This window comes from Nonomuraea sp. 3N208 (genome assembly GCF_052245935.1).
In the GTDB taxonomy this organism is placed as follows: Bacteria; Actinomycetota; Actinomycetes; order Streptosporangiales; family Streptosporangiaceae; genus Nonomuraea.
Window position 1 is genome coordinate 40,766 of record NZ_JBQQBR010000011.1, and the last position, 26,934, is coordinate 67,699.

Consider the following 26,934-nt stretch of genomic DNA (forward strand, 5'->3'; position numbering starts at 1 on the left):
CTACGTCCGCCCAATCTCCATGCGTCACCCCCCGCCGCAATGCAGGCACGGCGGGGGTTGACCCGAACGTCACCAGTCCCAGGACTGGACGCGAAGGTCAGGTCTGAGCAGCGGTGGCGCAGGCGCCGGGGCGCGGTGCGCGGACCGTGATCAGGTAGTGGTCGATCTGCCGCTCCAGGCAGGACGTGCCGCCGGCGTAGGCGAGGTGACCGTCGGCGTCGTTGGTGAGCAGCACCCCGTTGTCCAGCTGCCCGGCCAGCTTCTTGGCCAGCTGGTACGGCGTCGCCGGGTCGCGGGTCGTGCCCACCACCACGATCGGCGGCGACCCCTTGGCCCGCACCTTCTTGGTGAACCTGGTGCCCTTGACCGGCCAGTACGGGCAGGCGGACTCGGGGTGGTCGACGCACATGATGGCCCTGTGCGCCTCCAGCAAGTTGCTGTACCTGCCGTCGGGCAGCCGGCCGGTGTAGGAGTCGGCCAACCTCAGCAACAGCGTGCCGTCACCCTTGAACGCGGCGGCCAGCGCCTGGCGCAGGAACGGCCAGTAGGCCTTCGAGTACATCGCCTGCATCACGGCAGTGGCGACCAGGGACTCGGTGACCTGCCTTCCGTCGTAGGTGTTGCGCAGCGGCGCCCGGTCGGCCCGCTTGAACAGCGCCTGGAGCCGCTTGTCCGCCGCGGTGACCGTGTGCTTCTTGAACGGGCAATCCTTGGCCTTGAAGCAGTCGCGCAGGAACGACACCACCGCCACCTGGAAGCCGGCGGCCTGCGACCGGCTGAACTCCTCGCCGGTCTGGCTCGGGTCCTCGGCGCCGTCGAGCACCATGGCGCGGATCCTGGTCGGGAACAGGTCGGCATACCTGGTGGCGAGGTAGGTGCCGTACGACCAGCCGAAGTACGTCAGTCGCTCCTCGCCCAGCGCGGAACGCATGACGTCCATGTCCCGCGCCGCCTCGCCTGTGCCCACGTGCTTGAGCAACTGCTTGCCCGAGTTGACCTCGCAGCCCTTGGCGAACGTCTTCTCCCACTGCTTGACCTGCTTGATCTCCGCCTTGGTGTCGGGGGTCCCGTCGGCGGCGTGATAGGCGTCCCTGACGAGCGGCGGCAGGCAGCGCACGGGCGAGGACCGGCCGACGCCGCGCGGATCGAAGCTGACCACGTCGAAACGTTGCCGGATGGCCGCCGACACGGCCGACTTGTCGATCTTGAGATGGTCGACTCCCGAGGCGCCGGGACCACCGAAATTCAGCACGATCGAGCCGATCTTTTTCCCGGTCGCCGGGAGCCGGATCATGCTGATCTTAATCTGCTTGCCACCTGGATTCGAATAGTCCAGTGGCACCCGTAATTTCGCGCATTCGAACCCGTCGCCGCAGGAGGCCCAGTTCAAGCGCTGACCGTAATAGCCGCCTGGCTTGCCGGCCGCGGCGGCCGGAGCCGTACCGGCGAGACCGATAACGGCGATCAAGCCTGCTATGGCGGGCGAAATGATTTTGATTGAGCGTCGCATGAACAAAAGGTGAAGGGGAGTTCTTGCGAGCCCCTTTAAGCAAGCTGGAATAGATCACTTGCAAGCAGCGACGATCTCGTGTTCCGTGCCGTCGACGGCGATGGCGTCCGGGATCTGCGCGGTCACCGGGGCCGGGTTGGTGGAGGAAATCAGGTGACGGGAAGCAGACGGGCGCGGGAGCATGGCGGGTGATGGACGAGCGGCGTTTGATACGCGTTTCAAAATATCTGGCCCGGCATCTGCGGCACGATCCGCAACGCATCGGCATCACGCTCGACGCCAACGGCTGGGTGCCGGTCGACGAGCTGCTGCGGGCCGCCGCCGAGCACGGGTTCCCGATCACGGCGGCTGAGTTGTGGCAGGTCGTCGACGGCAACGACAAGCGGCGGTACGCGATCGAGGACGGCAGGATCCGGGCCAGCCAGGGGCATTCCGTGCCAGTGGATCTCGACCTGCCCGCCGTCGAGCCGCCCGAGGTGCTCTATCACGGGACCGTGGCGCGGTTCGTGGAAGCGATCAAGAGCGAGGGGCTGCGGCCGATGAGCCGCCATCACGTGCACCTGTCGCCCGACCGGGAGACGGCGACGCGGGTGGGGGCGCGGCGGGGCATCCCGGTCGTGCTCGTGGTAGGGGCCGGGAAGATGCACGCGGACGGGCACGTGTTCCGGCGCAGCGCGAACGGGGTGTGGCTGGTCGATCACGTGCCGCCCGGTTACCTGCGCTTCCCGTCCTGAAGCACGTCACGGGCCTCCACCAGGACACGGTTCGACGTGCCGAGCAGGAACGCGCCGAGGCCGGCGTTCTGGCCGAACTTGGCGACGTTCCCCCGCACCACGATGTCGAAGCCGTCTCGTCGGACATGCCCCAACCGTGCCGCAGGTTTCATCCGGCGGCGCGGCGGAGCCGGTCGGAGACCTCGCGGAGGACCGGCACCAGCTCCGGCGGGTCGAGGACCTCGAAGTCGAAGCCCTTGACCGCGATGTAGATCGCCAGTTCGTCGAGGGAGTTGGAGCCGGTGACGTACAGACACGTGTTCGCATCCACCGCCTCCAGCCGCCCCGCGCCCGCCGAGGTCTGCGGCGCGACCGACTCCAGAGGCGCGTGGAAGAGGATGCGGGCCTGGTAGCGGTACGGCGCGGAGCTAATGGCCCGCGACACGTACGCGGCCACGTCCTCCTGCGGCGGCGTGCGCGGCGTGAACCGGGCCCCCGGCGTCCCCAGCGGCGCCTGGATGCGGTCCACCCGGAACGTCCGCCACTCCCCCTTGCCCACGTCCCAGGCCAGCAGATACCAGCGGCGCGGCGTGTGGACCAGGCGGTGCGGCTCCACCTCTCGCGAAGAGACGCCCGCCCGACCCTGATACCGCAGCCGGAGCCGGCGCTGGTCGCGGCAGGCGGCGGCGAGGGCGGTCAGCAGGTCGGCGCTCACGGCCGGGGCGGCCGCGCCGGCCAGCGGCACCGTGGCGGCCTGGAACGCGCTCACCCGGTGCCGCAGCCGCGACGGCAGCACCTGCTGCAGCTTGGCCAGCGCCCTCAGTGAGCCCTCTTCCAGGCCGGCCACGTTGCCGGTGGCGGCGGTACGCAGGCTGATCGCCACGGCCACGGCCTCCTCGTCGTCCAGGAGCAGCGGCGGCAGGGCGGCGCCCACACCGAGCCGGTAACCGCCGGCCACGCCGGGGGTGGCGTCCACCGGGTAGCCGAGGTCGCGCAGCCGGTCGATGTCGCGCCGCACGGTACGCAGCCCGACCTCGAGTCGTCCGGCCAGCTCGGCGCCCGTCCAGTCGGCGCGGGACTGCAGGAGGGACAGAAGGCGGAGCAGCCGGGCCGAGGTCTCCAACATGAGTCTCATTCTGCCCCGCATTGGTGCCAGAACCTGTCACCAATTCCTCCTACCGTCGAAGACATGACGAACAGCGACATCACCCCCCAGGTCACGCCGTATCGCGTCGAGATCCCGCAGGCCGCCATCGACGATCTCCACGACCGGCTCCGGCGTACGCGCTGGGCCCCCGAGCTGCCCGGCGCCGGCTGGGAGCGCGGCGTGCCCACGAGCTACCTGCGCGACCTGGCCGACTACTGGGCGGACGGCTTCGACTGGCGCGCTCAGGAGGCGGCGCTGAACGCGTACCCCCAGTTCATGACCACGATCGACGGCGCGGACGTGCACTTTCTCCACGTCCGCTCGGCAGAGCCTGAGGCCACCCCGCTCCTGCTGCTGCACGGCTGGCCGGGCTCGGTCGTCGAGTTCCTCGACCTCATCGGCCCGCTCACCGACCCGGTCACGCACGGCGGCGCCGCCGCCGACGCCTTCCACCTGGTGATCCCGTCGCTGCCCGGCTACGGCTTCTCCGGCCCGCTGCGCGAGACCGGCTGGACGGACGGCCGCACCGCCGCCGCGCTGGTCGAGCTGATGGCCAGGCTCGGCCACGACCGGTACGGCGTCCAGGGCGGCGACGTCGGCGCCTTCATCGCGCCGCTGATGGGCCGGCTGGCCCCGGACAGCGTCATCGGCGTGCACGTCAACGGCCTGCTCACGTTCCCGACCGGCGACCCGGCGGTCATGGGCTCGCTGACGGAGGCCGAGCAGGGGCGGCTGGCCGGGATGGAAGAGTGGCAGCGGAAGCTGGGGGCGTACCTGCAGGTGCACGGCACCCGCCCGCAGACCATCGCGGCCTCCCTGCACGACTCCCCCGCCGGGCAACTGGCCTGGATCGTGGAGAAGTTCAAGGACTGGACCGACCCTGCGGCCAAGCTGCCCGAGGACGCCGTGGACCGGGACCGGATCCTCACTGATGTGAGCATCTACTGGTTCACCGAGACGGCGGGGTCGTCGGCGCACACGTACTTCGAGCGGTTCAACGACGTCAGCGCGTGGGGGCCGGTGGAGCGCGGGACCGTGCCGACGGCGGCGGCCGTGTTCCCGACCGACTACTCCGTGCGGCCGCTGGCCGAGCAGGTGCACAACGTGGTGCGGTGGTCGGAGTTCGATCACGGCGGCCACTTCGCCGCCCTGGAGACGCCCGGCGAGCTGATCAACGACGTGCGGGACTTCTTCCGGTCGCTCGCCTGAGCGCCGCTCCCCCCGAAGGCCCGGCACGCGAGGCCGGGCCTTGCGCCGCCCAGCGGGCGTGAGGAGATCCCGGGGCTGTTACGGTAGTGCGCGCGGAGTGCCGGGAAGTCTGGTCGGCTCGGACTGTCGGCTGTGCTCTCGGAGGACGCTTCACCATGCGGGACGTTGACCACGGCGGGGATCGATGATGGCCGCGACAGCGCCGTTCTTAGCGCGGTTCCAGCACCCGGCCCAGGTCGTGGCCACCGGCTTCGGCTTGGCCATCAGCGTCGGCACGGCCCTGCTGTCCTTGCCCATCGCCACCACGACCGGCGAATCGGCCGGCTGGGTGACGGCCTTGTTCACGGCGGCCTCCGCCGTGTGCGTGACCGGGCTGGCGGTGGTCGACACCGAGGCGCACTGGTCGGTGTTCGGTGAAGTGGTCATCGCCGGGCTGGCCCACGTGGGCGGTCTGGGCATCATGACGATGGCCACGCTCTTCACCCTGCTCGTCTCGGGGCGTCTGGGACTGCGGGCCACGATCGCGGCCCAGGCGGAGATCAAGACGCTGAGCATGAGCGACGTGCGCCGGCTCGTGCTCAAGCTGGTCGTGTTCAGCCTGGTGTGCGAGGCGATCGCCGCCACCGTGCTCACCGGGCGTTTCCTCATCGGGTACGGCGAGTCGTTCGGACGGGCACTCTACCTGGGCGGTTTCCACGCGGTCATGGCGTTCAACAGCGCCGGATTCGCGCTCTGGCCCGACAGCCTCATGCGCTTCGTCACCGACCCGTGGATCTGCCTCACCATCGCGACGGCGGCCATCGTCGGGGGTCTCGGCTTCCCGGTGGTCTTCGAGCTGGCCCGCCACTGGCGGCGGCCGCGCAAGTGGACGGTGGTGACCAGGGTCACCGTGGTGGTGACCGTGATCCTGCTGGTGGCCGGCACCCTGGTCTTCCTGGTCACCGAATGGCGCAACCCCAAGACCCTGGGGGCGCTCGACGACTCGGGCAAGCTGCTGGCCGCGTTCTTCACCGCGGTCATGCCGCGCTCGGCCGGGTTCAACAGCCTGGACATCTCGCAGATGTACCCGTCGAGCTGGCTGACCACCGACCTGCTGATGTTCATCGGCGGCGGCAGCGCGGGCACCGCCGGCGGCATCAAGGTGACCACGTTCGGGATGCTCGCCTTCATCATCTGGGCCGAGCTGCGCGGCGAGAGCCGGGTCAACATCGGCCACCGGCGCCTGCCGGAGGCGACGCAGCGGCAGGTCATCACGATCACCGTGCTGGGACTCATGCTCGTGGCCTTCTCCACCTACATTCTGCTCGCGATGACCCCGCATGGGCTGGACCAGGTGCTGTTCGAGGCGGTCTCGGCATTCGGCACGGTCGGTTTGTCCACGGGTATCACGGCTAGCCTGGGCCCTGCCGGGCACGTGTTGCTGACCGTGCTGATGTTCATCGGCAGGATCGGCCCGCTCACGCTCGGGTCCGCGCTGGCGCTCAACAGGCGCGCCCGACACTACGAACTACCGGAGGAGCGTGTCATCGTTGGCTGAGCAAACAAGCAACCCGGTGGTGGTCATCGGGCTGGGCCGGTTCGGGTCGTCGCTGGCGCTGGAGCTGACCCGGCGTGGCACCGAGGTCCTGGCCATCGACCACAGGCCCAAGATCACCCAGACGCTGGCGGGGCAGATCACCCAGATCGCGACCGCGGACGCCACCGACATGGAGGCCCTGCGCCAGCTGGGCGTGGCGGACTTCTACCGGGCGGTGGTGGCCATCGGCAGCGACATCGAGGCCAGCATCCTGGCCACGTCGCTGCTGGCCGAGCTGGAGATCAACGACATCTGGGCCAAGGCGATCAGCACCCAGCACGGCCGCATCCTGAGCCGCATCGGCGCCCACCACGTCGTCTTCCCCGAGCACGACATGGGCGAGCGGGTCGCCCACCTGGTCAGCGGGCGCATGCTCGACTACATGCAGGTGGACGAGAACTTCGCGCTGGCCAAGACCAAACCGCCCAAGGATTACGTCGGCGTGCCACTCGGGCGTTCGAACCTGCGCCGCAAGTACGGCGTCACGATCGTCGCGGTCAAGGCGCCGGGCGAGGAGTTCACCTACGCCGACGCCGAGACCGAGCTGTCCTACGGCGACGTCATCCTGGTCTCCGGGCGTACCGAGCAGGTCGAGCGCTTCGCGGAACTGCCCTGAGGGGACGGGTCTTGGCTAGGCTGTTGGCGGAGGCCATTGATGCGCGCACGCGATCTCGCCGTCGAGTTCCCGACGGTCACCATGGACACCCCGGCCCTCGAGGCGGCCAAGCTGATGGCCGAGCAGGACCTTCCCGGTCTCATCATCGTCGACGACGGGCGGCCGCTCACCATCCTGCCGGGCACGCAGGTGCTGCGGCTGGCGGTCCCGCCGTACTGCCAGGACGACCCCGCGCTGGCGCGGGTGGTGGACGAGGCCCATGCCGACCTGTTCCTGCGCAAGCTCGGCGGCAAGACCGTCCGCGAGTGTCTGCCGCAGCAGCCTCGGGAGCTGCCGGTGGCGGACTTGAAGGCGACCGTGCTGGAGCTGGCGGCGCTCATGGCCCGCACGCGCAGCCCGGTGACCGCCGTCGTGGACGGTGAGGGGCGGCTCGTGGGGGCGGTCACGCTGCAGTCGCTGCTGGACCACGCGCTGGAGCTGTGATCACTGGGCGAAGCCGACGGCGAAGGCGCGCCTGAGGTAGTCCCACGCGGCCGCGCTGAGGATGCCCTTCGTCGCGGTCTCGGGACCTCTGGCGTCGATCCTGCCGTAGATGGCGGACATGACGCTCCTGTCCCCGCCCGCCAGGCCGGCCACCGCCGCGGTCCACCGGTGCGCGAGGTCCTGTACGGCGGGATCCGCCGGGTCCGTGCCGCGCCCAGCATGGGCGTCGGCCTCGGCGGCCAGGCCGGAGAGCTCCCGCAGCCGTTGCGCGAAGCCGTCCTGGCCCAGCTCGCGGTGGCGTTCCTCGAACCTGGCGAGCTGTTCGGGGGTGAAGTGTTCGGACTGCATCATCGCCTCCATGGTCTCGATGAGCTGGTCGATCGCCGGCTCCTCCGCCGCGCTCAGCGCCGCGGCGATGCCGAGCAGCCGGTGGCGCAGGGCGCGCTGCCCAGCCAGCCGGCGTTCCACCTGCTCGAGCTGCCGCGTGATGGTCTCGCGCAGGTCGGCGCCGTCCAGAGATCGGGCGATCTCGGCGAGCGGCAGCCGCAACTCCCGCAGCGCCAGGATCCGATACAGCTTGCTTACGTCGTCCGCGGTGTAGACACGGTGCCCGGCGGCCGAGCGCTCGGCCGGGCACAGCAGGCCGATCTGGTGGAAGTGGCGCAGGGTCCGTACGGTCACGCCCGTGGCGGCGGCGAGCTCACCTATCTTCCAGCGTCGTGCGTTCACATCGACCGACGCTAGGCCCTGACGTGGCGTCCGGTGCAAGCGTGTCGCTCCGGTGTCCCGGTGGATCATCGTAGGGTGGTCGCATGGTGAAGACCGCGGCACGACAGCCCGTACCCGCCCGGCGGGCCGACGCCGAGCGCAACATCGCCGCGATCCTCGAGGCCGCGACCCGGCTGCTCAGCGCCGACCCGGCCGCCAGCGTGGCCGACATCGCCAAGGCCGCCGGCGTGGGCCGGGTCACGCTCTACGGGCACTTCCCGTCGCGGGAGGCGCTGGTGGACGCCGTGCTCGATCACACGGTCGGCGTGGCGGACGCGGTGCTGGAGGACCCGTCGATCGACACGGATCCTGCGCCGGAGGCCATGGCGAGGCTGCTGCGGTCGTCCTGGGAGATCCTCGACCGGCATCGCCGGTTGTTCGTGGCCGCGGATCGGGTCATGGCGACCGAGCGGATCAGGGAGCATCACGATCGGCCGTTGCGGCGCGTGGAGCGGCTGATCGGGCGCGGGCGGCGGGACGGGGACTTCCGTACAGACCTGCCGCTGTCGTGGCTGGTGACGACGTTCTTCTCGATCATTCACAGCGCCGCACAGGAGCGGGAGGCGGGCCGGCTGACGTCTGAGGAGGTGGAGCGAGTGCTGGTCACGACGATGTTGTCGCTGCTCACCTCCGGCGAACGGTCCGGACCCGCGTAAAGTGCTTTCGCCTACGACCGTGGGATGGGAAGTTCACGAAGCGGATCGCCGCTATCGATGAAGAGCCGGGCGTCTGCCGTGGTCGCCATGGCGATGCGCTGGAGCATCCGCTGACCGGCCTGAGGATGGCGCCCGTCGAGGGCGCCGACGCGAACGGCGAACACGATGTCGTACGGCTCTTCGTGCGGCTGCAGCACGAAGTCTTCGCCCGCGGCCTGGCGGACGCTCATGCGGCCGGACGCGATTTCATCCACCGCGGCGGCTTCTGCCTGGGCGATGGCGCTGGCGGATCTGTCGATGGCCAGGATGTGGCCGGTGGTGAGTCGTGCTGCGACCGCTCGAGCGGCCGCCCCGGGCCCACACCCGATTTCGAGGACGCGGGAGTGCGTCTGGAGGGGAAGCGCGTTCACGATCGCGGCGAGACGGGGCGACAGACGTCTCACGCGGCTACCGCCGTTCCAGGGCCGCGCGTACTCCAGGCTCGACGGCTGCGCGGAAGGCGGCGTCCATTTCGGCGGGTGAGGCGGCGGTCTCGCCGTCCACCCACGCCCGCAGCAGCCCCATGAACGCGCCGACCACGCAGACCACCAGCAGGTCGAGCGCGGCGGACGCCCGCGCGCCCGCGGCCAGGAGCTCCCTCCTGACGACGGCCGCGAGCAGCTGCTCGCCGCGCGCGTGCACCAGCCCGCCGCTGCGCCGTCCCATCAGCGCCCGGACGAGCCGGCGTTGCTCGTGCACGTGCTCGAACGTCGGCAGGCTGAACGCGAGCAGCTCCCCCGGCCCGTCCACCGGCGCGGGATGGAGGAAGACGAGCCCGTCGAGGTTGCTGAACAGCACGTCCTGCTTGTCGGTGAAATGCGCGTAGAAGGTGGACCGGCCCACGTCGGCCCGGTCGATGATGTCGGTGACGGTCACCGCGTCATAGCCCTTCTCCAGGATCAACGCCACGAGCGCCTCCTGGATCATCCGCCGGGTACGCCGGACCCGCCGGTCTCCGGACACTTTCCCGCCTCCTGTTCAGTACGGCACAACACGGCCGACCTGCTCGTTGACCTACCCCCAGTATGAACGCATCATTCATAACCGAACAAGTCGTTCGAAAATGTCAGGAGGGAGCCCGCCATGGGCCTCGGAAAGCTGCTACACCACCACGCCGAGCACGCCGACGAGGGCGGCACCATCGACCGCCCGCGCGCGTATGAGATCTTCGCCTCGATCGGCTTCGTGGGCGGCCGCCGCGCCGCCTTCACCCGCCTGGCCACCGCGGCCCGCCCGCGCGCCGGCGACCGGATCCTGGACGTCGGTTGCGGCACCGGCTACCTCTCCCGGATCCTGGCCCGGGTCGCCGCGCCCAGCGGCCACGTCACCGGCCTGGACCCGTCCCCGGCGATGATCGAGTACGCCACCGGACGTGCTCCGGGCAACTGCACCTACGTGGTCGGCGAGGGGCAGGATCTGCCGTTCCCCGATGGCTCGTTCGACGTGGTGGTCTCCAGCCTCGCCGTGCACCACATGCCGGCCGCCGCCCGGCCCGAGGCGATCCGGCAGATGTTCCGGGTGCTGCGACCGGGCGGGCGGCTGCTCATCGGCGAGTTCCGCCCGCCGGCCAACCACCTGGCCAGGCACCTCGTCGGCCTGCTGTCCGGCCCCGCCATGCAACACGACCCGCGTGACCTGCTCGGCACCATGATCCCGGACGCCGGCTTCGTGGTGGAGTCCGAGGGTGACCTGCCGTACCTGCTGTATTACGTCCGCGCCACCCGGCCAGACGGGCACGGGGAACGGCCCGCGTGAACGTGCGGCCCGCCGGGAAGCCGATATCCACGGGCCCGTGAACTACGGCATTCTTGACCGGTGGAATTCCGTGACGCGGACCGACTCCTCGCCGACGCGCGCGCCCTGCTCGACGAGCACACCTCCGTCCACCGCCGGGCCAAGGACGCCCTCGACGCGCTCCGCATCGACGTGGCCAGGGCGGGGCTGGGCGAGATCCCGGTCTCGCGGCTGCGGGACGTGACCGACGGCCGGCTGCGCATCGCCACACTGGAGAAAGCCGGGTACGCCACGGTCCGCCAGGTGCTGGAGGCCTCGCCGTACCAGCTGCAGTTGCTTCCGGGGATCGGCGCGCGCACGGCGGGGCAGATCCACGCGGCCGCCCGGCAGATCGAGCAGGCCGCCGCCGAGGCCGCGAGCATCCGCATCGACGTCGAGCGGCGCGACCAGCCGACCACGGACCTGGTGATCGCCCTGCAGCGCCTGGTGAACGTCGGCCCGGACCTCCCCCGCGCCCTCGACGCCGCCCGCGACCTCGACCGGCGGCTCGCACCGCTGCTGGCGCAGGCGCGTCCGGCACGCAGCCGGCTGCGGATGATGTTCACGCTGCCCAAGCGCCGCCGGGGCGCCCGCGAGGCGGTGGCCGCGATCGACGAGCTGCTCGCCGGCGCCCGGGCCACCCGGCTGCTGATCGCCCAGGTCACCACGGATCTGCTGCGTCCCGCCGCACGGGACTTCGAGGCGTGGACGGACTTCGAGTCCCGCTCGCCTGAATACTTCGGCCTGCTCGCCGAGCTGGCCGGCGAGCCCGTCGGCACGGGCCAGGGCCTGCTGCCCGACGACCTGGCGGCCAAGGTCGGCGCCCAGCCGCTCGACGACACGCACCGCAGGGTGTCGCTGCGCGGCTACCAGGCGTTCGGCGCCAGGTTCGCGCTCGCGCAGGGCCGGGCGATCCTGGGCGACGAGATGGGATTGGGCAAGTCGATCGAGGCCATCGCCGCGCTGGCGCACCTCAAAGCGCTCGGCATGACGCACTTTTTAGTGGTCTGCCCCACCAGCGTGCTGATCAACTGGATACGCGAGATCGAGTCGCGCAGCACCCTGCGGGCCTATCCGCTGCACGGCCAGGAGCGGCTCGCGGCCCAGCAGGATTGGGTACGCCGCGGCGGCGTCGCCGTGGCCACCCTCGACGGCCTGCACCGGCTGGAGGCGGAGGTCGAGGTCGGGATGCTGGTCGTGGACGAGGCGCACTACGTCAAGAACCCGGAGACCAAGCGCTCCAGGGTCGTCGCCGCCTGGTGCGCCCGCACCGAACGGGTGTTGTTCCTGACCGGCACGCCGATGGAGAACCGGGTCGAGGAGTTCCGCACGCTGATCGCGTACCTGCGCCCCGACCTGGCCGCCGAGCTGCGCACCAGTGACGTCGTGGCGGGGGCGCAGGCGTTCAGGAAGGCGGTGGCGCCCGTCTACCTGCGGCGCAACCAGGAGGACGTGCTCGCGGAGCTGCCCGACCGGGTGGACGCGGACGACTGGGTGGAGTTCAGCGGCGCCGACTTCGAGGCGTACCGGCAGGCCGTCGCGGCGGGCAACTTCATGGCGATGCGCCGCGCCGCCTATGCCGAGCCCGCCACGTCGGCCAAGCTCAAGCGCCTGCTCGAGCTCGTCGAGGACGCCGCGGCCAACGGACTGAAGGTGGTGGTGTTCTCCTATTTCCGCGCGGTGCTCGCCGCCGTGGGGACCGCGCTGGACGGGCGGGCGCACGGGCCGATCTCCGGCGGGCTGAGCGCGGTGCGGCGGCAGCAGGTGGTGGATGACTTCTCGGCGGCTCAAGGGCACGCGGTGCTGCTCAGTCAGGTGCAGGCCGGCGGCGTGGGGCTCAACCTGCAGGCCGCCTCCGTGGTGATCATGTGTGAGCCGCAGGTCAAGCCGACCATGGAGACGCAGGCTGTGGCGCGCGCCCACCGGATGGGTCAGGTACGCAAGGTGCAGGTGCACCGGCTGCTCACGGTGGACTCCGTCGACCAGCGCATGCTGGCCATCCTGGGCCGCAAGTCCGCGCTCTTCGACGCCTACGCCAGGCGCAGCGACCTGGCCGAGTCCGCGGCCGAGGCCGTGGACGTGTCGGAGAGGGAGCTGGCCAGGCTCGTGGTCGAGGAAGAGCAGCGCCGCCTCCTGCCCTCCTCGCCGGCCCCGGACCCGGCCGACACTCCCGACGGCTGACGGGCTAGGCCGGCTTAGGCGCCGATGGCCGCGCGCAGCATCGGGAGCGCTCGTTCCAGTGCGCGTTCCCAGTAGGGGAAGGTGTGGGTGCCCGTGCCGTAGAAGTCGGTGGTGACGCGTACGCCGGCCGCCTTGGCCCGCTCGGTGAAGGTCTGCGCCTGGGCCAGCAGCGCGCCCTCGTAGTCGGCCGTCGCGCCGGGCGGATCCAGCGGGCCCGGCCGGCCGTCGCCGCAGGACACGTAGAGCTGGACGTCCTTCAGCCGTCCCGCGAGCGCGGTGGGATTGTGGGCCTCCCACACGTCCCTGTTCGTCTCCGGGTCGCCCCACAGGGCGCCGGGGTCATCGCCGTTGCGACGCACGAGGGCGCGCGTCTCGCTGCGGTCGCCGGTCGTGTCCAGGACACCGGAGAACGACGCCGCCGCGCGGAACATGCCGGGGTTCCTGGCCGCGTACGCCATGGCGCCGAGCCCGCCCATCGACAGCCCGGCGATCGCCCGCTGCGGCCCCGCCCCGAACTCGGCCTCGATCAGCGGGATGAGCTCCTTGATGTGGTAGGTCTCCCATTTCGGGCCGCGCAGCCAGTCCGAGTAGAACCCGACCTGGCCGCCGTCCGGAACGACCACGATCGCCCGTAAGCCGCTCGTGAGCCGCTGCGCGTCGCCCTCGTCCACCCACACGAGATGGTTGGGGCTGCAGCAGCCGTGCAGCAGATAGAGCACCGGCCACGGGCCCGAGCCCTGCGCCCAGCCCTGCGGCAGCAGCACGCGTACCGGGGTCGTCGTGCCGAGCGCCGGTGACTGCACGGTGAGATCCTGCGCGCGCTCGCCGACCTGCTCCCGCGCCACCACCCGTACGCCGCCCGCCTGCTCCGACGTGGCAGCGCGGCCGCGCAGCACCACGACGGCGACCACCACGACGGCCAAGGCCACGATCGCGGCCACGGCCGCCCACACCCACCGCCTCCGCATGGGACGCTCACCCTCCGCGCATCGTCGGATCGACCCCACGCAACATCATCCCCTGCCCGCGCGAACGGTGCACGTCGTCGGCCGGGGTGTCCTCGGGGTCGCGGAACTGGATGAGCAGGGTCGTACGGGCCTCGGCCGCCCGGTTGACCCCGGACCCGTGCACGGTGAGATACGTGAGGAACAGCACGTCTCCCGCCTCGGCCTCGACGGGGACGGCGGCCTCCAGCGGCCACTGCGACAGCGGCAGGTGCCAGCCGCCCTCCTCGATGTGCGGCAGCGGCCCGTCGCGGTGGCTGCCCGGCACCACGCGCACGCACCCCTTTTCCTCCGGGGCGTCGTCGAAGTGGAAGATGGCCGCGCCGACCGTGTGCCTGGTGTGCGGGAAGTGCGCGGCGTCCTGGTGCATGGGGAACGGCGAGCCCTTCTCCGCAGGCTTGACGAAGATCTTGGTGTGGTGGAGTTGCACGTTCTCCGACCCCATCAGCGCGGCCGCCACGTCGGTGAAGCGCGGATCGACCATGAGCCGCGCGAACGCCGCCGCGTAGAACTGCGCGTCGTGGCAGTGACGCAGCTCCGTGGGGCGGCCGGCGAGCTCGCGCGCGCTGCCCCAGGTGGGGTCCGTACGCCGCAGGCGCGCCAGCACGGCATGGCACTGCTCCCGGTACGCCCGCGCCTCCTCCCTGCTCAGCAGCCCTTTGGCCAGCACATAGCCGTTGTCCCTGTAGAACCGCACCATCGATGCATCGGTCATGCCGCACTCCCGTTCGCCTTTGTGACGTTTCTTGCCCCGCGGCGCGATGTACTCAGCATGCAGAAGGCCATCCGCACGTACTACGAAGCTCCGGACTCCTACGAGCCGGCATCCGGCGATCCGCCCGCCGTCTTCCTGGCGGGTGGGATCACCGGCGTCGAGGATTGGCAGCGGCGGGCGGCGGCCGCGCTCGGACGGGCGGGGCTGATCGTGCTCAATCCACGCAGGGGCCGCTTTCCGATCGACGACCCCGCCCAGACGCCGGTCCAGATCGCGTGGGAGCACCGCCACCTGCATCTGCCGGGCGTGCTGACGATGTTCTGGTTCCCTCCGGGCGACAGCGATCAACCCATCGCGCTGCTGGAGCTGGGCGCCGCGCTGGACAACCCCCTACGCCGGCTCGTCGTCGGGGCCGATCCCGGGTACCGGCGGGTCGAGGACGTCCGCTGGCAGACGCGGCTCGCCCGCCCGGGCGAGGTGGTGCACACCATGCTGGACGGCACGTTGCGTGCCGTCCAGGCGCGGCTGTGCTGAGGCGGTCGGCTCCGGCAGTGGATTCGCCGGCATGCTCCGCGGTGGAGAAGGCGCTCGCCGCTGGGTAACGTGACCCCCGTAAAAACGTTTCATTACGGTCAACGGGGAAGGTCATCCTTGGACTACGAACGTCAGCCCTACAGAAGATGCGGCCGCAGCGGACTGCTCCTGCCTGCCGTGTCGCTCGGCCTGTGGCACAACTTCGGTGAGGGCAAGCCGGTCGAGAGCCAGCGTGCGATCCTGCACAAGGCGCTGGACCTGGGCATCACCCATTTCGACATCGCCGACCGCTACGGGCCGCCGTTCGGCGCGGCAGAGGCCGCGTTCGGGCGGATCTTCCCGAAGGCGCTTCGGGACGAGGTCGTCGTCACCACCAAGGGCTTCAACCCCATGTGGGACGGCCCCTATGGCTACGGCGGGTCCCGCAAGCATCTGCTGGCCACGCTCGATCGTTCGCTGGCCCGGCTCGGCCTCGACTACGTCGACATCTTCTACCTGCATCGGGAGGATGAGGAGACGCCGCTGGAGGAGACGGCGGCCACGCTGGACCACATGGTCCGCACCGGCCGGACCCTGTACGTCGGGGTCTCCAACTTCTCACCCGAGCGCACCGCGGAAATCGCCCGGCTGCTGCGCGATCTGGGCACCCCGCTGCTGGTGCACCAGCCGTCCTACTCGCTGCTCAACCGGCGCATCGAGGAGTCCCTGCTCGATGTGCTGGAGCAGGAAGGCGCCGGCTGCGTGGTGTACTCGCCGCTGGCCCAGGGCCTGCTGACCGATCGTTATCTGGACGGCATCCCGGCCGACTCCCGGGCCGCCGAAGGGCGTTTCCTCACGGCCGACCGGGTGACGCCGGAGGTGCTGACGTTCGTGCGGGCGTTGTCCGAGGTCGCCGCCGCCCGCGGCCAGAGCGTCGCGCAGCTCGCGCTGGCCTGGGCGCTGCGCGACCCCCGCATCACCTCCGTGCTGGTCGGCGCCTCCAGCCCCGAGCAGCTGGAGGCCAACGTGGCCTGCGTGGACCGGCTCGACTTCACCGACGGTGAACTGGCCGCCATCGAACAGGCCGCCAAGGAGGCGGGAGTCAGCACCTGATCGTCGCCACGTCGTCACGGGCCGCCGGGTCATCGGGCCATTCCAGGATCCACCGGCGGCCCGTACGCCGTGTTGGCGCGCCGGGCGTCCTAGCGCGGAAGGGACTCCGTCAATGTCCGGGCCGCCTGGGTGACCAGCTTGCCGTACTCCCGCCTGAGGTCGTCCGGCATGCGGCTGGCCGGGGTGGAGACGCTGAGGCTGGCGATCGGGCCGTCCGGGCCCAGGACGGCGGAGGCGACGGCGGCGATGTCGGAGCGCCACTCGCCCCGGTTGTCCGCGAAGCCGCGGGCCCGCACCTCCGCCAGTTCGGCCCGCAGCAGCTCCGGGTCGGTGATCGTGGTGTCGGTGTACCCGGGCAGGTTGTCGATCGGCCGGTCCAGGTGCGCGAGCACGGCCTTGCCGTTGGCCGAGGCGTGCAGCGGCAGCCTGATGCCGAGCGGCAGCACGATGCGCAGCGGCTTGTCGGTCTCCAGCCGCTCGATCAGGACGACGGCGTCCCCCTCGGGGACCATGAGGTGGATGGTCTCGCCGGTGCGCTGGCGCAGCTCCTCCATGACCGGCAGCGCCACGTCCCGCAGCCCCAGCTCGGCTCGCCGCCCCACCTGCAGCGCCTTGCTGGTCACCTGCCAGCGCGTGACGGCGCCCCCGGCCGGCCTGATCCACCCGGCCTCGTGCAGCGTACGCAGCGAGCGCTGCACGGTGCTCTTGGGCAGGCCCAGCCCGCGAGCCAGCTCGCCGACGCCGGCCGGCTGGCGTACGGCGACCTCTTCGAGCACCCGGAGCGCGTTGATCACGTTCTGCATCCATTGACTCCTCTGCGGGCTGAAATCTAATGTTAATGAACCGCAACACGGCACGGTGTGCCGGGACACGGCACAGAGGAGCATGACGACGTGGGCCGCCACTTCCTGCAGATCCCAGGACCGACCAACGTCCCCGACCGGGTGCTGCGTGCCATCGCCCGGCCCACCATCGACCACCGCGGCCCCGCCTTCGCCCGGCTGGCGCACGAGCTGCTCGACCGGCTCAAGCCCGTCTTCGGCACCCGCCACGACGTCGTCGTCTACCCGTCGTCGGGGACGGGGGCGTGGGAGGCGGCGCTGGTCAACACGCTGTCGCCGGGCGAGCGAGTGCTGGCGTTCGAGACCGGGCACTTCTCGACGTTGTGGTGCGAGATGGCCGCCCGGCTGGGGCTCGTCGTCGACCTGGTGCCGGGCGACTGGCGGCACGGCGCCGACCCCACCGCGATCATCGATCTCCTCACCGCCGAGCACGCCGCGGTCATGGTGGTGCACAACGAGACCTCGACCGGGGTACGCAGCCGCATCCCGGAGATCCGCGACGCCATGGACGCGACCGGGCATCCGGCGTTGCTGCTGGTGGACACGATCTCGTCGCTGGCGTCGATGGAGTACCGGCACGACGAGTGGGGCGTGGACGTGACCGTCGGCTGCTCGCAGAAGGGCCTCATGCTGCCGCCCGGCATCGGGTTCAACGCCGTCGGACCGAAGGCCCTGGCGCGCCGGGGACGGTTGCCGCGCTCGTACTGGGACTGGGATGCGATCATCGCGGCCAACCGGCAGGGCTTCTTCCCCTACACGCCGCCCACCAACCTGCTGTACGGGTTGCGCGAGGCGCTCATCATGCTGGAGGAGGAGGGCCTGCCGCGGGTGTTCGCCCGGCACGACCGGCACGCCGAGGCGACGCGGAGGGCCGTGCGGGCGTGGGGGCTGGAGGTGCTCTGCGCCGACGAGCGCGAGCATTCCAGCAGCCTGACGGCCGTGCTCATGCCCGACGGGCACGATGCCGACGCGGTCAGGAACCTCATCCTGGAGCGGTACGACATGTCGCTCGGGACCGGGCTCGGCCGGCTGGCCGGTCGCGTGTTCCGGATCGGCCACCTCGGGCACTTCAACGACCTGATGCTGGCGGGGACGCTCGGCGGGGTGGAGATGGGGCTCCTCGGCGCCGGGGTACCGATCAAGGAGGGCGGGATGCGGGCGGCGCTGGCGTACCTGGAGGAGACCGGATGAGCCTGGCGGGGAAGCTGTCGCCGCTGATCGGCGGCGACGTCAGGGACGATCCGTACACCAGGCACCTGTACTCCTCTGACGCCAGCATGTACGCCATCGTGCCGCTCGCCGTCGCCTTCCCCAGGGACGCCGGCGACGTGCAGGCGCTGGTGGCGGCGTGCGGCGAGCTGGAGGTGCCGGTGCTGCCGCGCGGGGCGGGCACCAGCCTGGCCGGGCAGACGGTGGGCGCGGCGATGATCGTCGACTTCTCCCGGCACATGAACCGGATCCTGGAGATCGACGGCAGGGTCGCGCGGGTGCAGCCGGGGGTCGTGCAGGACCAGCTCAACCGGGCGGCCCGCAAGCACGGGCTGATGTTCGGGCCCGACACCTCGACCAGCAACCGGGCCACGATCGGCGGGATGATCGGCAACAACTCGGCCGGCAGCCACTCGGTCCGGTACGGCTCCACGATCGACCACGTCGAGTCGCTGAGCGTGGTGCTCGCGGACGCCACCATGCCCGATCTGGCCACCGACGCCCGGCTGAAGGCGGCCGTGGCGAAGGTCCTGGGCGGGGTGGATCTGACCGGGTTCCCGCGTTTCTGGCGGCACTCGGGCGGCTACCGCCTGGACCGCGCCGCAAGCGAGGCCGCCGGTGTGGACCTCACCAAGCTGATCGTCGGGTCGGAGGGCACGCTGGCCATGGTGACCGAGGCCACGGTGGCCCTGGTGGACCGGCCGCAGGCCAAGGCCATCGCCGTCGGCCATTTCACCTCCACACCCGCCGCGATCGCCGCCACCGCCGACGCCCTGGCCTTCGACGCCGCCTCGGTCGAGCTCATCGACAAGGCCATCCTCGACCTGTCCCGGCAGCGGGTGGACTACGCGGGGCTCGGCGGCATCCTCGAGGGTGACCCCGAGGCGCTGCTGTTCGTCGAGTTCTTCGGCGACACCCCGGCCGAGGTGGCCGACCGCGTGGACAAGCTGGCCGCCACCTGGAAGGCGGACGGCCACGGCTACCACACGCTCAAAGCCACGGCGGAGCGCGACCAGGCGGCGGTGCTGAAGGTCCGCAAGGCGGGGCTCGGCCTGCTGATGGCCTCCAGCGTGGGCAGCCGCAGGCCGCTGGCGTTCGTCGAGGACACGGCCGTCCCGCCGGAGCGGCTGCTGCCGTACGTCGAGGAGTTCGCCCGCATCCTCGACGGCCACGGGCTGCAGGCCGGGTTCTACGGCCACTGCTCGGTCGGCTGCCTGCACATCCGCCCGTTCGTGGACCTGCGCGCGCCCGGCGAGATCGGCAGGATGCGCGCCGTCGCCGAGGAGATCGCCGAGCTGGCCGCCCGGCACGGCGGCGTCAACTCCAGCGAGCATGGCGACGGGCTGGCCCGCTCGGAGTTCAACCGGCGGTTGTTCGGCGAGGAGATCTACGAGACCATGCGGCAGGTCAAGCGCATCTTCGACCCGCGCGGGCTGCTGAACCCCGGCAAGATCGTGGACGCGCCGCCGATGACCGACCACCTGCGCGACCCGGCCGCGCCGGAGCCGCGCCCGCTACCAACCACGCTGGCCTTCGCCGGGAGCATGCACGCCGCCGCCGACCGGTGCATGAACGTCGGCGTGTGCCGCAAGGACGACTCGGGCGTCATGTGCCCCTCGTACATGGCCACCCGCGAGGAGGAGCACTCCACCAGGGGCCGCGCCAATGCCCTCGTCAAGGCCCTGTCGTCGGCCGATCCCCGGCAGGCGATGGGGGACGACCGGCTGCACGGGATCCTCGACCTGTGCCTGGAGTGCAAGGCCTGCCAGTCGGAGTGCCCGCTGGGCGTGGACATGGCGGCGTTGAAGAGCGAGTTCCTGCACCAGTACCAGCAGCAGCACGGCGTACCTCTGCGAGCCCGGCTGTTCGGCGCGATCAGGACGCTCAACCGCCTGGGCTCGGCCACCGCCCCACTGTCGAACTGGCTGGCCGGCCCCCTGCGCGGCCCTCTGGGCCTGAGCCGGCGGCGGCCGCTCCCCCGCTTCCGCCGCGACAGCCTGCTCCGCTGGCACGGGCGCCGGCCGGCCCCACCGTCTGCCTCCGCTTCTGCCTCAGGGGGGACCAAGGAGGTGATCCTGCTCGCGGACTCCTTCACCACCTACACCGAGCCCGACATCGGGCGGGCCGCCGTCGAGCTGCTGGAGCTCGCCGGCTACCGGGTACGGCTGGCCGCCGAGGGCTGCTGCGGCCGTTCCAGCATCTCCAAGGGCCTACTCGACCGGGCCAGGTCGATGGCCGAGGCGATGGTCGGGCGGCTGTCCGGCTCGGACGCGCCCATCGTGGGGCTGGAGCCGTCCTGCCTGCTGACGCTGAAGGACGAGTACCGCGCGTTGCTGCCCGGCGATCCCCGGGTGTCGGCGGTGGCGGCCCGCGCCAGGCTCGTCCCCGAGCTGCTCGTCGAGGCGATCGACGACGGCTCGCTGGCGCTCGGCGACGCGCTGCGCGGGCGGAAGATCCTCCTGCACGGCCACTGCCACGAGAAGGCCGTCGTCGGCACCGACGCCACGCGAGCGCTGCTGTCCAGGATCCCCGGAGCGGAGGTGGAAGAGATCGACGCCGGCTGCTGTGGCATGGCCGGCTCGTTCGGCTTCGAGAGCGAGCACTACGACCTGTCCATGAGGATCGGCGGCCTCCGGCTCTTCCCGGCGATCGCCTCGTCCTCGCCCGACACGCTGCTCGCGGCCACGGGGGTCTCGTGCCGCCAGCAGATCGCCCACGGCGCGGGCCGCACTGCGCGCCACCCGGTCGAGCTCCTCCATCAGGTGATCGACCAGCCATAACGTACGGGGGAGAACGGAGTACGCAGTTGTCCGCAGAACTCCTGTCCATTCTCGCCCTGATCGTCATGTTCGTCGTGGCCACCCTCTTCCCGGTGAACCTGGGCGCGCTGGCCCTCGTCGGTGCGTTCCTCGTCGGGACGCTGGCCGCGGGAATGAGCACTGACGACATCCTGGGGGCGTTCCCCGGCAGCCTGTTCGTGATCCTCGTCGGGGTGACGCTGCTGTTCGCGATCGCCACCAACAACGGAACGGTCGATTGGCTCGTACGCGCCGCCGTGCACCTGGTGCGCGGGCGGATCGCGGCCATCCCGCTGGTGGTGTTCGCCATCTCGGCGCTGCTCACGGCCGTGGGCGCACCGGCGCCCGCGGTGGCGGCGATCCTGGCGCCCATCGCGTTCGGGTTCGCGGCCGACTACAAGATCCATCCGCTGCTCATCGGGCTCATGGTGGCGCACGGGACGCAGGCCGGGGCTTTCTCGCCGATCAGCGTGCTGGGCGGGATCGTCAACGGCGTGACCAGCGACGCGAACCTGCCCAGTAACAATGTGGTGCTGTTCCTGTCGAGCTTCGCTTTCAACGCCGCCGCCGCGCTGGTCGTCTTCTTCATCTTCGGCGGCCCTCACCTGGTACGGCGAGGCGCCGTGGCAGTGCCGGGCACACCCGCCTCCGACACCGCGCCCGCTTCCGGCACCGCGCCTGCCTCCGACACCGCGGCCGAGTCCGGCGACGCACCCGGTGCCGGCGGCGCCGCCCCGGCTTCCGCAGCGGCTCCGGCCACCGGGGCGGCGCACGCCACCGGGCGCGCCCGCGTTCCCGGAGGCGGCACCGCTTCCGAGACCGCCGAGCCCGGCGCGGCGGCCACCTCGGTCACCACCGCAGCCGAACCTGACACCGCGCCCGACCTGGGCACCCGCACCGCAGCCGAACCCGGCACCCGCAGGGCGGCCGAGCCCGGCGTGGGCGGCGGCCTGCGGCTCACGCCGCACCAGGCGCTGACGCTGGCCGGCATCGTCGGGCTCTGCCTGGCCGTGCTGGTGTTCAAGCTCGACGTCGGCCTCACCGCCGTCACCGTCGCCGTCATCCTCTCCCTGGCCTCCCCCAAGGCGAACAAGGGCGCCGTGGAGAAGGTGGCCTGGCCGACCGTGCTGCTGATCTGCGGCGTCGTCACGTACGTCGGGGTGCTGCAGGAGATCGGCACCGTCGACTACGTCGGCACGTCCGTGGCCGCGATCGGCATCCCCCTGCTGGTGGCGCTGCTGATCTGCTACGTCGGCGGCGTCGTGTCGGCCTTCGCCTCGACCGTGGGCATCCTGGGGGCACTGGTGCCCCTGGCCGTGCCACTGCTCGGAACGGGCGCGCTGGGACCGGTCGCGATGATCGCGGCGCTGTCGGTGTCGTCGGCCATCGTGGACGTCAGCCCGTTCTCCACGACGGGCGCGCTGCTGGTGGCCAACGTCAGAGGCATGCAGCGGGACCTGTTCTACCGCCGGCTGCTCGCCTACGGCGCGGTCATCGTCGTGGTGGGCCCGCTCGCGGCCTGGGCAGTCCTGGTCGCCCCCGGCTGGCTCGGCTGACGTCATCTCCTCTGGTCACATCACGTAAAATCGTTTCACAACATGGGGGACCCCATGCGATACGATCAAGCTGGTCCCGGTGCACGTCGCTCGTGCTCCGCGCACCAGACGAGGAACGATGTCGAGCATCAAAGAGGTCGCCCGGATGGCCGGGGTCTCCGTCGGCACCGTGAGCAATGTGCTCAACCGGCCCGACATGGTGGCACCTGAGACGCGACAGCGTGTGCAGGCCGCAATCGCGCAGCTCGGCTACGTACGCAACGCCTCCGCCCGCCAGTTGCGGGCGGGGCGCAGCCGGACGATCGCCGTGGTGGCGCTCGACCTGGCCAACCCGTTCTTCATCGACGTGCTCAGCGGCGTGGAGTCCGCCGCGCAGCGCGACGGCCTCACCGTGATGGTCTTCAACAGCAGCAAGGACGCCGAGCGCGAGGCGAGGCTGCTGGAGATGCTGGAGGAGCAGCGTCCCCTGGGCGTGCTCATCACCCCCGTCAACGACCGCGGCCAGCAGAAACGGCTGGACCGGCTGCTCTCCCGCGGCATCCCGGTGGTGTTGTTCGACAACTCCTCGCGGATCGGCCACGGGTGCGCGGTGGCGGTCGACGACGTGCTCGGCGGCCGGCTGGCCGGGCTGCACCTGCGCGAGCGGGGGCACCGCCACATCGCCTTCGCCGGAGGGCCGTTCACCGTCCGGCAGGTGGAGGACCGCCGCGACGGGCTGGCGAGCGTGCTCACCCCCGCCGAGAAGCTGACCGTGATCCCCTTGCCCGACCTCAACGTCGCCACCGGACGCACGGCGGCCCAGGAGATCGCCGCCCTGCCCAGGGCCGCCCGGCCCACCGCGGTCTTCTGCGGCAACGACCTGGTCGCGCTGGGCGTGCTTCAGGAGCTGACGCTGCGTGGCCTGCGGGTTCCCGACGACGTGGCGATCCTCGGCTACGACGACATCGGTTTCGCGGCCGCGGCCGCGGTGCCGCTGTCGTCGATCCGGCAGCCGCGCGAGCAGCTGGGCAACACCGCCGCGCTGATGGTGCTGGAAGAGGCCGACCGGCCGTCCGGACACCAGCACCGTCACGTCATCTTCCAGCCTGAGCTGGTGGAACGCTCCTCCACCGCCCAGCTGCGGCCCTCGCGCCAAGCGGCGAACGCCACCCACTGACCGCACGCCGATCAGGCCGGGCTGTCATCCGCGCGGTCGAGGCGCTGGTACAGGCCGTAGACGAAGCGGGCGCGGTAGCGGCTGCCCTCGTGGGTGAAGCCGACCGTCCAGTGGTGCGGGGCCGAGCCCTCGATCTGGGAGGCTCCGGGGAACGCGGCGCCGATGTCGGCGACGACGCAGCTCCAGGGGGCCAGGTCCGCCAACGACACCGCCTTGACTCCGCCCGGGCGCACGAGCCACTGGTTCCACACCTCTCCCCCGGGGCCGAGCAACACCTCGAACCGCAGATCGGGCCAGGAGGGCAACCTCCAGCGGGCCACGTCACACGTCAGGCTGCCTACCTGGTGGACGCCCTCGTACGCGGGCGGGCCGAGCGCCATCCGGAACATGGCCCGTCCTTTCGGCGCCCTGCCGGAGTGGGCCATCGCCGTCCACTGGGTGTGCGCGGCACGCAACTCGGCCCGGGTGGCGCCCATGTCCTTGAGCGCGTCCTCGACCTTCGCGGCCTCCAGGTCGCGCATCCGATGCATCAGGGCCAGCTCGAACTGGCGAACCCCGAATCTCACGGCCCCATCACCTCGGCGGCCATGATGTCACGGGTCCCGGCGCTCGCGCAGCCGCCGGGCGACGCCGTACCAGACGGGGACCTCGCGTTCGTCGTCGAAGCCGCGGGCCACCACGATGCCGGTGGAGGAGCGCAGCAGGATCGACAGCACGATGGTCACGCGACGATCCACGATGTCGCCGGCGGATTGACGCTTTCCTGACGGACCTTGATACGTTGGTGACAGGTGTGCCGGGAAGTCTGGTCGGCGATTCTTTGTCCCGTTTGACCGGAAGGACGCTTTCGTGCACACCAGAGACCTGCTCGCCACCATCCCGATGATCGCGCTGTGAGCGTGCTGTCCTGGGTGACCGTGGCGGTGTTCCTGGCCGCGTACACGCTCATCGCCACCGAGAAGATCCATCGGGTCGCGGCCGCGCTGGGCGGTGCGGCGATCATGCTGCTGATCCACGCCACCGGCGCGGAGGCCGCGTTCTTCTCCGAACACGCCGGTATCGACTGGAACGTCATCTTCCTGCTGCTGGGCATGATGGTCATCGTCGGGGTGCTGAAAGAGACCGGTGTCTTCGAGTACCTGGCCATCTGGGCCGCCAAGCGGGCCCGCGGCCGGCCGTTCCGGCTGATGGTGCTGCTGGTGCTCATCACCGCCGGCGCGTCGGCGCTGCTGGACAACGTGACGACCGTGCTGCTGATCGCGCCGGTGACGTTCCTGGTGTGCGAGCGGCTCGCGTTGCCCGCCGCCCCGTTCCTGATCGCCGAGGCGATGGCCTCCAACATCGGCGGCGCGGCCACGCTGGTCGGCGACCCGCCGAACATCATCATCGCCAGCCGCGCCGGGCTGACCTTCAACGACTTCCTCATCCACATGGCGCCGCTGGTGATCGTCCTGATGGCGGTGTTCATCGGGTTGTGCTGGTGGATGTTCGGCCGCAGGTTCCGCTACGACCCGGACCGTGCTCAGGAGATCATGACGCTGGACGAGCGGGAGGCGATCTCCGACCCGCGGCTACTGTGGCAGTCGCTGGCCGTGCTGGCGCTGGTCATGGCGGCGTTCGTGCTGCACCCGGTGCTGCACTACGAGCCGTCGGTGGTGGCGCTGCTGGGCGCGGGGATGCTGGTGGCGGTGACGAAGGTACGCACCGAGCAGGCTCTGGCCGAGGTGGAGTGGCCCACGCTGGTCTTCTTCGCCGGGCTGTTCGTCATGGTCGGTGCCCTGGTCGAGACCGGCGTCATCGGCGCGCTGTCCGAGGCCGCGGTCGCGGCGACCGCCGGGCGGCTGGAGCTGGCCACGATGGGGCTGCTCGGCGTCTCGGCCGTGCTGTCGGCCATCGTGGACAACATCCCATACGTCGCCACGATGAGCCCCATCGTGGCGGGGCTCGCCGAGGCGAACGGCGGCCACGACGTGTTGTGGTGGGCGCTGGCCTTCGGCGCCGACCTGGGCGGCAACGCCACCGCAGTCGGCGCCGCGGCCAACGTCGTGGTGCTCGGCATCGCCGCCCGCAACGGCACCCCGATCAGCTTCTGGCAGTTCACCAAGTACGGCCTGATCGTCACCGCCGTCACCGTCACCCTGGCGGCGCCGTACCTGTGGTTCCGCTACCTCATGTGACCGATGAGCGATTCGACAGGCGGGTTCAGGCGGGCGAAGCCCTCCTGGCTCCGGTACGGGTAGTAGGGGTAGGCGGCCGTTGTCGTGCCGGCGGCGTCGAGCCTGGCGACCTGGTCGCGGGTGAGGCTCCATCCGGTGGCGCCCAGGTTCTCGCGCAGTTGCTCCTCGTCGCGCGCGCCGATGATGACGGAGGCGACGGTCGGCCGCTGGAGCAGCCAGTTCAGCGCGATCTGCGGAACGGTCCTGCCGGTCTCACCGGCGATCTCGTCGAGGACGTCGACCACCGCGTACAGGAGCTCGTCGTCGACCGGCGGGCCGTAGGCGGCGGTCCGGTGCAGCCTGCTGCCCTCGGGAAGCGGGCGGCCGCGCCGGATCCTGCCGGTGAGGCGGCCCCAGCCGAGCGGGCTCCACACGAGGGCGCCGACGCCCTGGTCGAGGCCGAGCGGCATCAGCTCCCACTCGTAGTCGCGGCCCACCAGGGAGTAATAGACCTGGTGGGCCACGTACCGCGGGTAGCCGTACCGCTCGGCGGTCGCGAGCGACTTCATCAGCTGCCAGCCGGAGAAGTTGGACACGCCGACGTAGCGGAGCTTTCCGGCCCGGACGAGGTCGCCGAGCGTGGACAGCACCTCCTCGATCGGCGTGGCGGCGTCGAAGGCGTGCAGCTGGAACACGTCGATGTGGTCGGCGCCCAGGCGGCGCAGCGCGCCGTCCACCGCCTCGATCAGCCGGGGCCGTGAAGTGCCCGCGTCGTCCGGGCCGTCACCTGTGGGAAGCCCGGCTTTGGTGGAGATGAGCACGCGGTCCCGCCGGCCCTTGATCGCCTGACCGAGCACCTCCTCGGAGGCGCCGTCGGAGTAGACGTCGGCGGTGTCGAACATGGTGACGCCCGCGTCGAGTGCGATGTCCACGAGCCGCCTGGCCTGCGCCACGTCGGTGTTGCCCCAGGCGCCGAACAGCTCGCCCTTGCCGCCGAACGTCCCAGCGCCGAAGCTCAGCGCCGGCACTTTGAGCCCGGACGCACCCAGCTGCCGATATTCCATGATTCCATCCATCTTCTTAACAGCTCAATCTTCCCGTTAAGAGGATAGCCCACTAACGGCACTCCTGCACCATTAAGCAATTGGCCAGACGGCCCGGCGGAAGGTGCAGTATTCGTGCAGCTGGTTCCACAGGAGGC

The 26,934-nt window shown here is 71.0% G+C and carries 27 protein-coding genes; 15 read left to right on the forward strand and 12 right to left on the reverse strand.

What is annotated here, in order from left to right; all coding sequences use genetic code 11:
* Nucleotides 1-97 precede the first annotated feature (97 nt).
* Nucleotides 98-1,468, reverse strand: a complete 1,371-nt coding sequence (locus ACTWPT_RS18195; protein ID WP_443178581.1) for an alpha/beta hydrolase — start codon at nt 1,466-1,468, stop codon at nt 98-100.
* A 233-nt stretch (nt 1,469-1,701) separates the two neighbouring features.
* On the opposite strand from ACTWPT_RS18195, the gene ACTWPT_RS18200 reads away from it, so the two are divergent.
* Nucleotides 1,702-2,244: an RNA 2'-phosphotransferase gene (locus tag ACTWPT_RS18200; protein ID WP_443178582.1), complete on the forward strand. Its 543-nt coding sequence runs from the start codon at nt 1,702-1,704 to the stop codon at nt 2,242-2,244.
* Here ACTWPT_RS18200 and ACTWPT_RS18205 read toward each other — a convergent pair.
* Complete coding sequence (locus tag ACTWPT_RS18205; protein WP_443178583.1) at nt 2,223-2,396, reverse strand: hypothetical protein; 174 nt, start codon at nt 2,394-2,396, stop codon at nt 2,223-2,225. The two genes, ACTWPT_RS18200 and ACTWPT_RS18205, sit on opposite strands and share 22 nt — an antisense overlap.
* Nucleotides 2,393-3,349: a helix-turn-helix transcriptional regulator gene (locus tag ACTWPT_RS18210; protein ID WP_443178584.1), complete on the reverse strand. Its 957-nt coding sequence runs from the start codon at nt 3,347-3,349 to the stop codon at nt 2,393-2,395. The genes ACTWPT_RS18205 and ACTWPT_RS18210 overlap by 4 nt, the downstream gene beginning before the upstream one ends.
* A 63-nt stretch (nt 3,350-3,412) precedes the next feature.
* On the opposite strand from ACTWPT_RS18210, the gene ACTWPT_RS18215 reads away from it, so the two are divergent.
* From ACTWPT_RS18215 to ACTWPT_RS18230, 4 genes are all read left to right on the forward strand, one after another.
* Entirely contained in the window at nt 3,413-4,579 is a 1,167-nt protein-coding gene (locus ACTWPT_RS18215) for an epoxide hydrolase family protein (protein ID WP_443178585.1), read from the forward strand.
* A gap of 187 nt (nt 4,580-4,766) precedes the next feature.
* Entirely contained in the window at nt 4,767-6,116 is a 1,350-nt protein-coding gene (locus tag ACTWPT_RS18220; protein WP_443178586.1) for a TrkH family potassium uptake protein, read from the forward strand.
* The gene (locus ACTWPT_RS18225) at nt 6,109-6,771 is read left to right on the forward strand and encodes a potassium channel family protein (RefSeq protein WP_443178587.1); all 663 of its coding nucleotides are present in this window, start codon (nt 6,109-6,111) and stop codon (nt 6,769-6,771) included. Before ACTWPT_RS18220 ends, ACTWPT_RS18225 begins: the two co-directional genes overlap by 8 nt.
* Before the next feature lie 39 nt (nt 6,772-6,810).
* On the forward strand, nt 6,811-7,254 hold the full coding sequence (locus tag ACTWPT_RS18230; RefSeq protein ID WP_443178588.1) for a CBS domain-containing protein: 444 nt from the start codon (nt 6,811-6,813) through the stop codon (nt 7,252-7,254).
* Here ACTWPT_RS18230 and ACTWPT_RS18235 read toward each other — a convergent pair whose 3' ends face one another.
* Entirely contained in the window at nt 7,255-7,983 is a 729-nt protein-coding gene (locus tag ACTWPT_RS18235; protein ID WP_443178589.1) for a MerR family transcriptional regulator, read from the reverse strand.
* 83 nt (nt 7,984-8,066) lie between these two features.
* On the opposite strand from ACTWPT_RS18235, the gene ACTWPT_RS18240 reads away from it, so the two are divergent.
* The gene (locus tag ACTWPT_RS18240) at nt 8,067-8,678 is read left to right on the forward strand and encodes a TetR/AcrR family transcriptional regulator (protein WP_443178590.1); all 612 of its coding nucleotides are present in this window, start codon (nt 8,067-8,069) and stop codon (nt 8,676-8,678) included.
* Between the two features lie 11 nt (nt 8,679-8,689).
* Here ACTWPT_RS18240 and ACTWPT_RS18245 read toward each other — a convergent pair whose 3' ends face one another.
* The gene (locus ACTWPT_RS18245; RefSeq protein ID WP_443178591.1) at nt 8,690-9,121 is read right to left on the reverse strand and encodes a methyltransferase domain-containing protein; all 432 of its coding nucleotides are present in this window, start codon (nt 9,119-9,121) and stop codon (nt 8,690-8,692) included.
* A 4-nt stretch (nt 9,122-9,125) separates the two neighbouring features.
* Nucleotides 9,126-9,680, reverse strand: a complete 555-nt coding sequence (locus ACTWPT_RS18250) for a helix-turn-helix domain-containing protein (protein WP_443178592.1) — start codon at nt 9,678-9,680, stop codon at nt 9,126-9,128.
* Nucleotides 9,681-9,800: 120 nt separating this feature from the next.
* Between ACTWPT_RS18250 and ACTWPT_RS18255 the strand changes: the two genes are divergently transcribed.
* The gene (locus ACTWPT_RS18255) at nt 9,801-10,472 is read left to right on the forward strand and encodes a class I SAM-dependent methyltransferase (RefSeq protein ID WP_443178593.1); all 672 of its coding nucleotides are present in this window, start codon (nt 9,801-9,803) and stop codon (nt 10,470-10,472) included.
* Nucleotides 10,473-10,532: 60 nt separating this feature from the next.
* Entirely contained in the window at nt 10,533-12,671 is a 2,139-nt protein-coding gene (locus tag ACTWPT_RS18260) for a DEAD/DEAH box helicase (RefSeq protein WP_443178594.1), read from the forward strand.
* 14 nt (nt 12,672-12,685) lie between these two features.
* Here the strand turns inward: ACTWPT_RS18260 and ACTWPT_RS18265 are convergent, their stop codons facing one another.
* Together ACTWPT_RS18265 and ACTWPT_RS18270 are read right to left on the reverse strand one after the other, a co-directional pair.
* On the reverse strand, nt 12,686-13,639 hold the full coding sequence (locus ACTWPT_RS18265; RefSeq protein WP_443178595.1) for an alpha/beta hydrolase: 954 nt from the start codon (nt 13,637-13,639) through the stop codon (nt 12,686-12,688).
* 7 nt (nt 13,640-13,646) lie between these two features.
* On the reverse strand, nt 13,647-14,390 hold the full coding sequence (locus ACTWPT_RS18270) for a phytanoyl-CoA dioxygenase family protein (protein WP_443178596.1): 744 nt from the start codon (nt 14,388-14,390) through the stop codon (nt 13,647-13,649).
* A gap of 57 nt (nt 14,391-14,447) precedes the next feature.
* Between ACTWPT_RS18270 and ACTWPT_RS18275 the strand changes: the two genes are divergently transcribed.
* Complete coding sequence (locus ACTWPT_RS18275) at nt 14,448-14,924, forward strand: nucleoside 2-deoxyribosyltransferase domain-containing protein (RefSeq protein WP_443178597.1); 477 nt, start codon at nt 14,448-14,450, stop codon at nt 14,922-14,924.
* Between the two features lie 117 nt (nt 14,925-15,041).
* Nucleotides 15,042-16,016: an aldo/keto reductase gene (locus ACTWPT_RS18280; RefSeq protein ID WP_443178598.1), complete on the forward strand. Its 975-nt coding sequence runs from the start codon at nt 15,042-15,044 to the stop codon at nt 16,014-16,016.
* An 89-nt stretch (nt 16,017-16,105) separates the two neighbouring features.
* On the opposite strand, the gene ACTWPT_RS18285 is transcribed toward ACTWPT_RS18280, so the two are convergent.
* The gene (locus ACTWPT_RS18285) at nt 16,106-16,819 is read right to left on the reverse strand and encodes an IclR family transcriptional regulator (protein ID WP_443178599.1); all 714 of its coding nucleotides are present in this window, start codon (nt 16,817-16,819) and stop codon (nt 16,106-16,108) included.
* 90 nt (nt 16,820-16,909) lie between these two features.
* Between ACTWPT_RS18285 and ACTWPT_RS18290 the strand changes: the two genes are divergently transcribed.
* From ACTWPT_RS18290 to ACTWPT_RS18305, 4 genes are all read left to right on the forward strand, one after another.
* Nucleotides 16,910-18,049 carry a pyridoxal-phosphate-dependent aminotransferase family protein gene (locus tag ACTWPT_RS18290; protein WP_443178600.1) on the forward strand — a complete coding sequence of 380 codons (1,140 nt, stop codon included), beginning with the start codon at nt 16,910-16,912 and terminating at the stop codon, nt 18,047-18,049.
* Nucleotides 18,046-20,847, forward strand: coding sequence for an FAD-binding and (Fe-S)-binding domain-containing protein (locus tag ACTWPT_RS18295; RefSeq protein WP_443178601.1), 2,802 nt, complete (start codon nt 18,046-18,048; stop codon nt 20,845-20,847). The genes ACTWPT_RS18290 and ACTWPT_RS18295 overlap by 4 nt, the downstream gene beginning before the upstream one ends.
* A 26-nt stretch (nt 20,848-20,873) precedes the next feature.
* Nucleotides 20,874-22,421 carry an SLC13 family permease gene (locus ACTWPT_RS18300; protein ID WP_443178602.1) on the forward strand — a complete coding sequence of 516 codons (1,548 nt, stop codon included), beginning with the start codon at nt 20,874-20,876 and terminating at the stop codon, nt 22,419-22,421.
* 118 nt (nt 22,422-22,539) lie between these two features.
* A complete protein-coding gene (locus ACTWPT_RS18305; protein ID WP_443178603.1) occupies nt 22,540-23,577 on the forward strand; it encodes a LacI family DNA-binding transcriptional regulator in 1,038 nt (345 codons plus the stop codon).
* 11 nt (nt 23,578-23,588) lie between these two features.
* Here ACTWPT_RS18305 and ACTWPT_RS18310 read toward each other — a convergent pair whose 3' ends face one another.
* The gene (locus ACTWPT_RS18310; RefSeq protein ID WP_443178604.1) at nt 23,589-24,143 is read right to left on the reverse strand and encodes a hypothetical protein; all 555 of its coding nucleotides are present in this window, start codon (nt 24,141-24,143) and stop codon (nt 23,589-23,591) included.
* 27 nt (nt 24,144-24,170) lie between these two features.
* A complete protein-coding gene (locus ACTWPT_RS18315; protein WP_443178605.1) occupies nt 24,171-24,302 on the reverse strand; it encodes a hypothetical protein in 132 nt (43 codons plus the stop codon).
* 168 nt (nt 24,303-24,470) lie between these two features.
* Between ACTWPT_RS18315 and ACTWPT_RS18320 the strand changes: the two genes are divergently transcribed.
* A complete protein-coding gene (locus ACTWPT_RS18320) occupies nt 24,471-25,754 on the forward strand; it encodes an ArsB/NhaD family transporter (protein WP_443178606.1) in 1,284 nt (427 codons plus the stop codon).
* Here the strand turns inward: ACTWPT_RS18320 and ACTWPT_RS18325 are convergent.
* Nucleotides 25,742-26,797 (reverse strand): aldo/keto reductase, encoded by a 1,056-nt coding sequence (locus tag ACTWPT_RS18325; RefSeq protein ID WP_443178607.1) that lies wholly within the window; start codon nt 26,795-26,797, stop codon nt 25,742-25,744. The genes ACTWPT_RS18320 and ACTWPT_RS18325 overlap by 13 nt on opposite strands.
* Between the last annotated feature and the right edge of the window lie 137 nt (nt 26,798-26,934).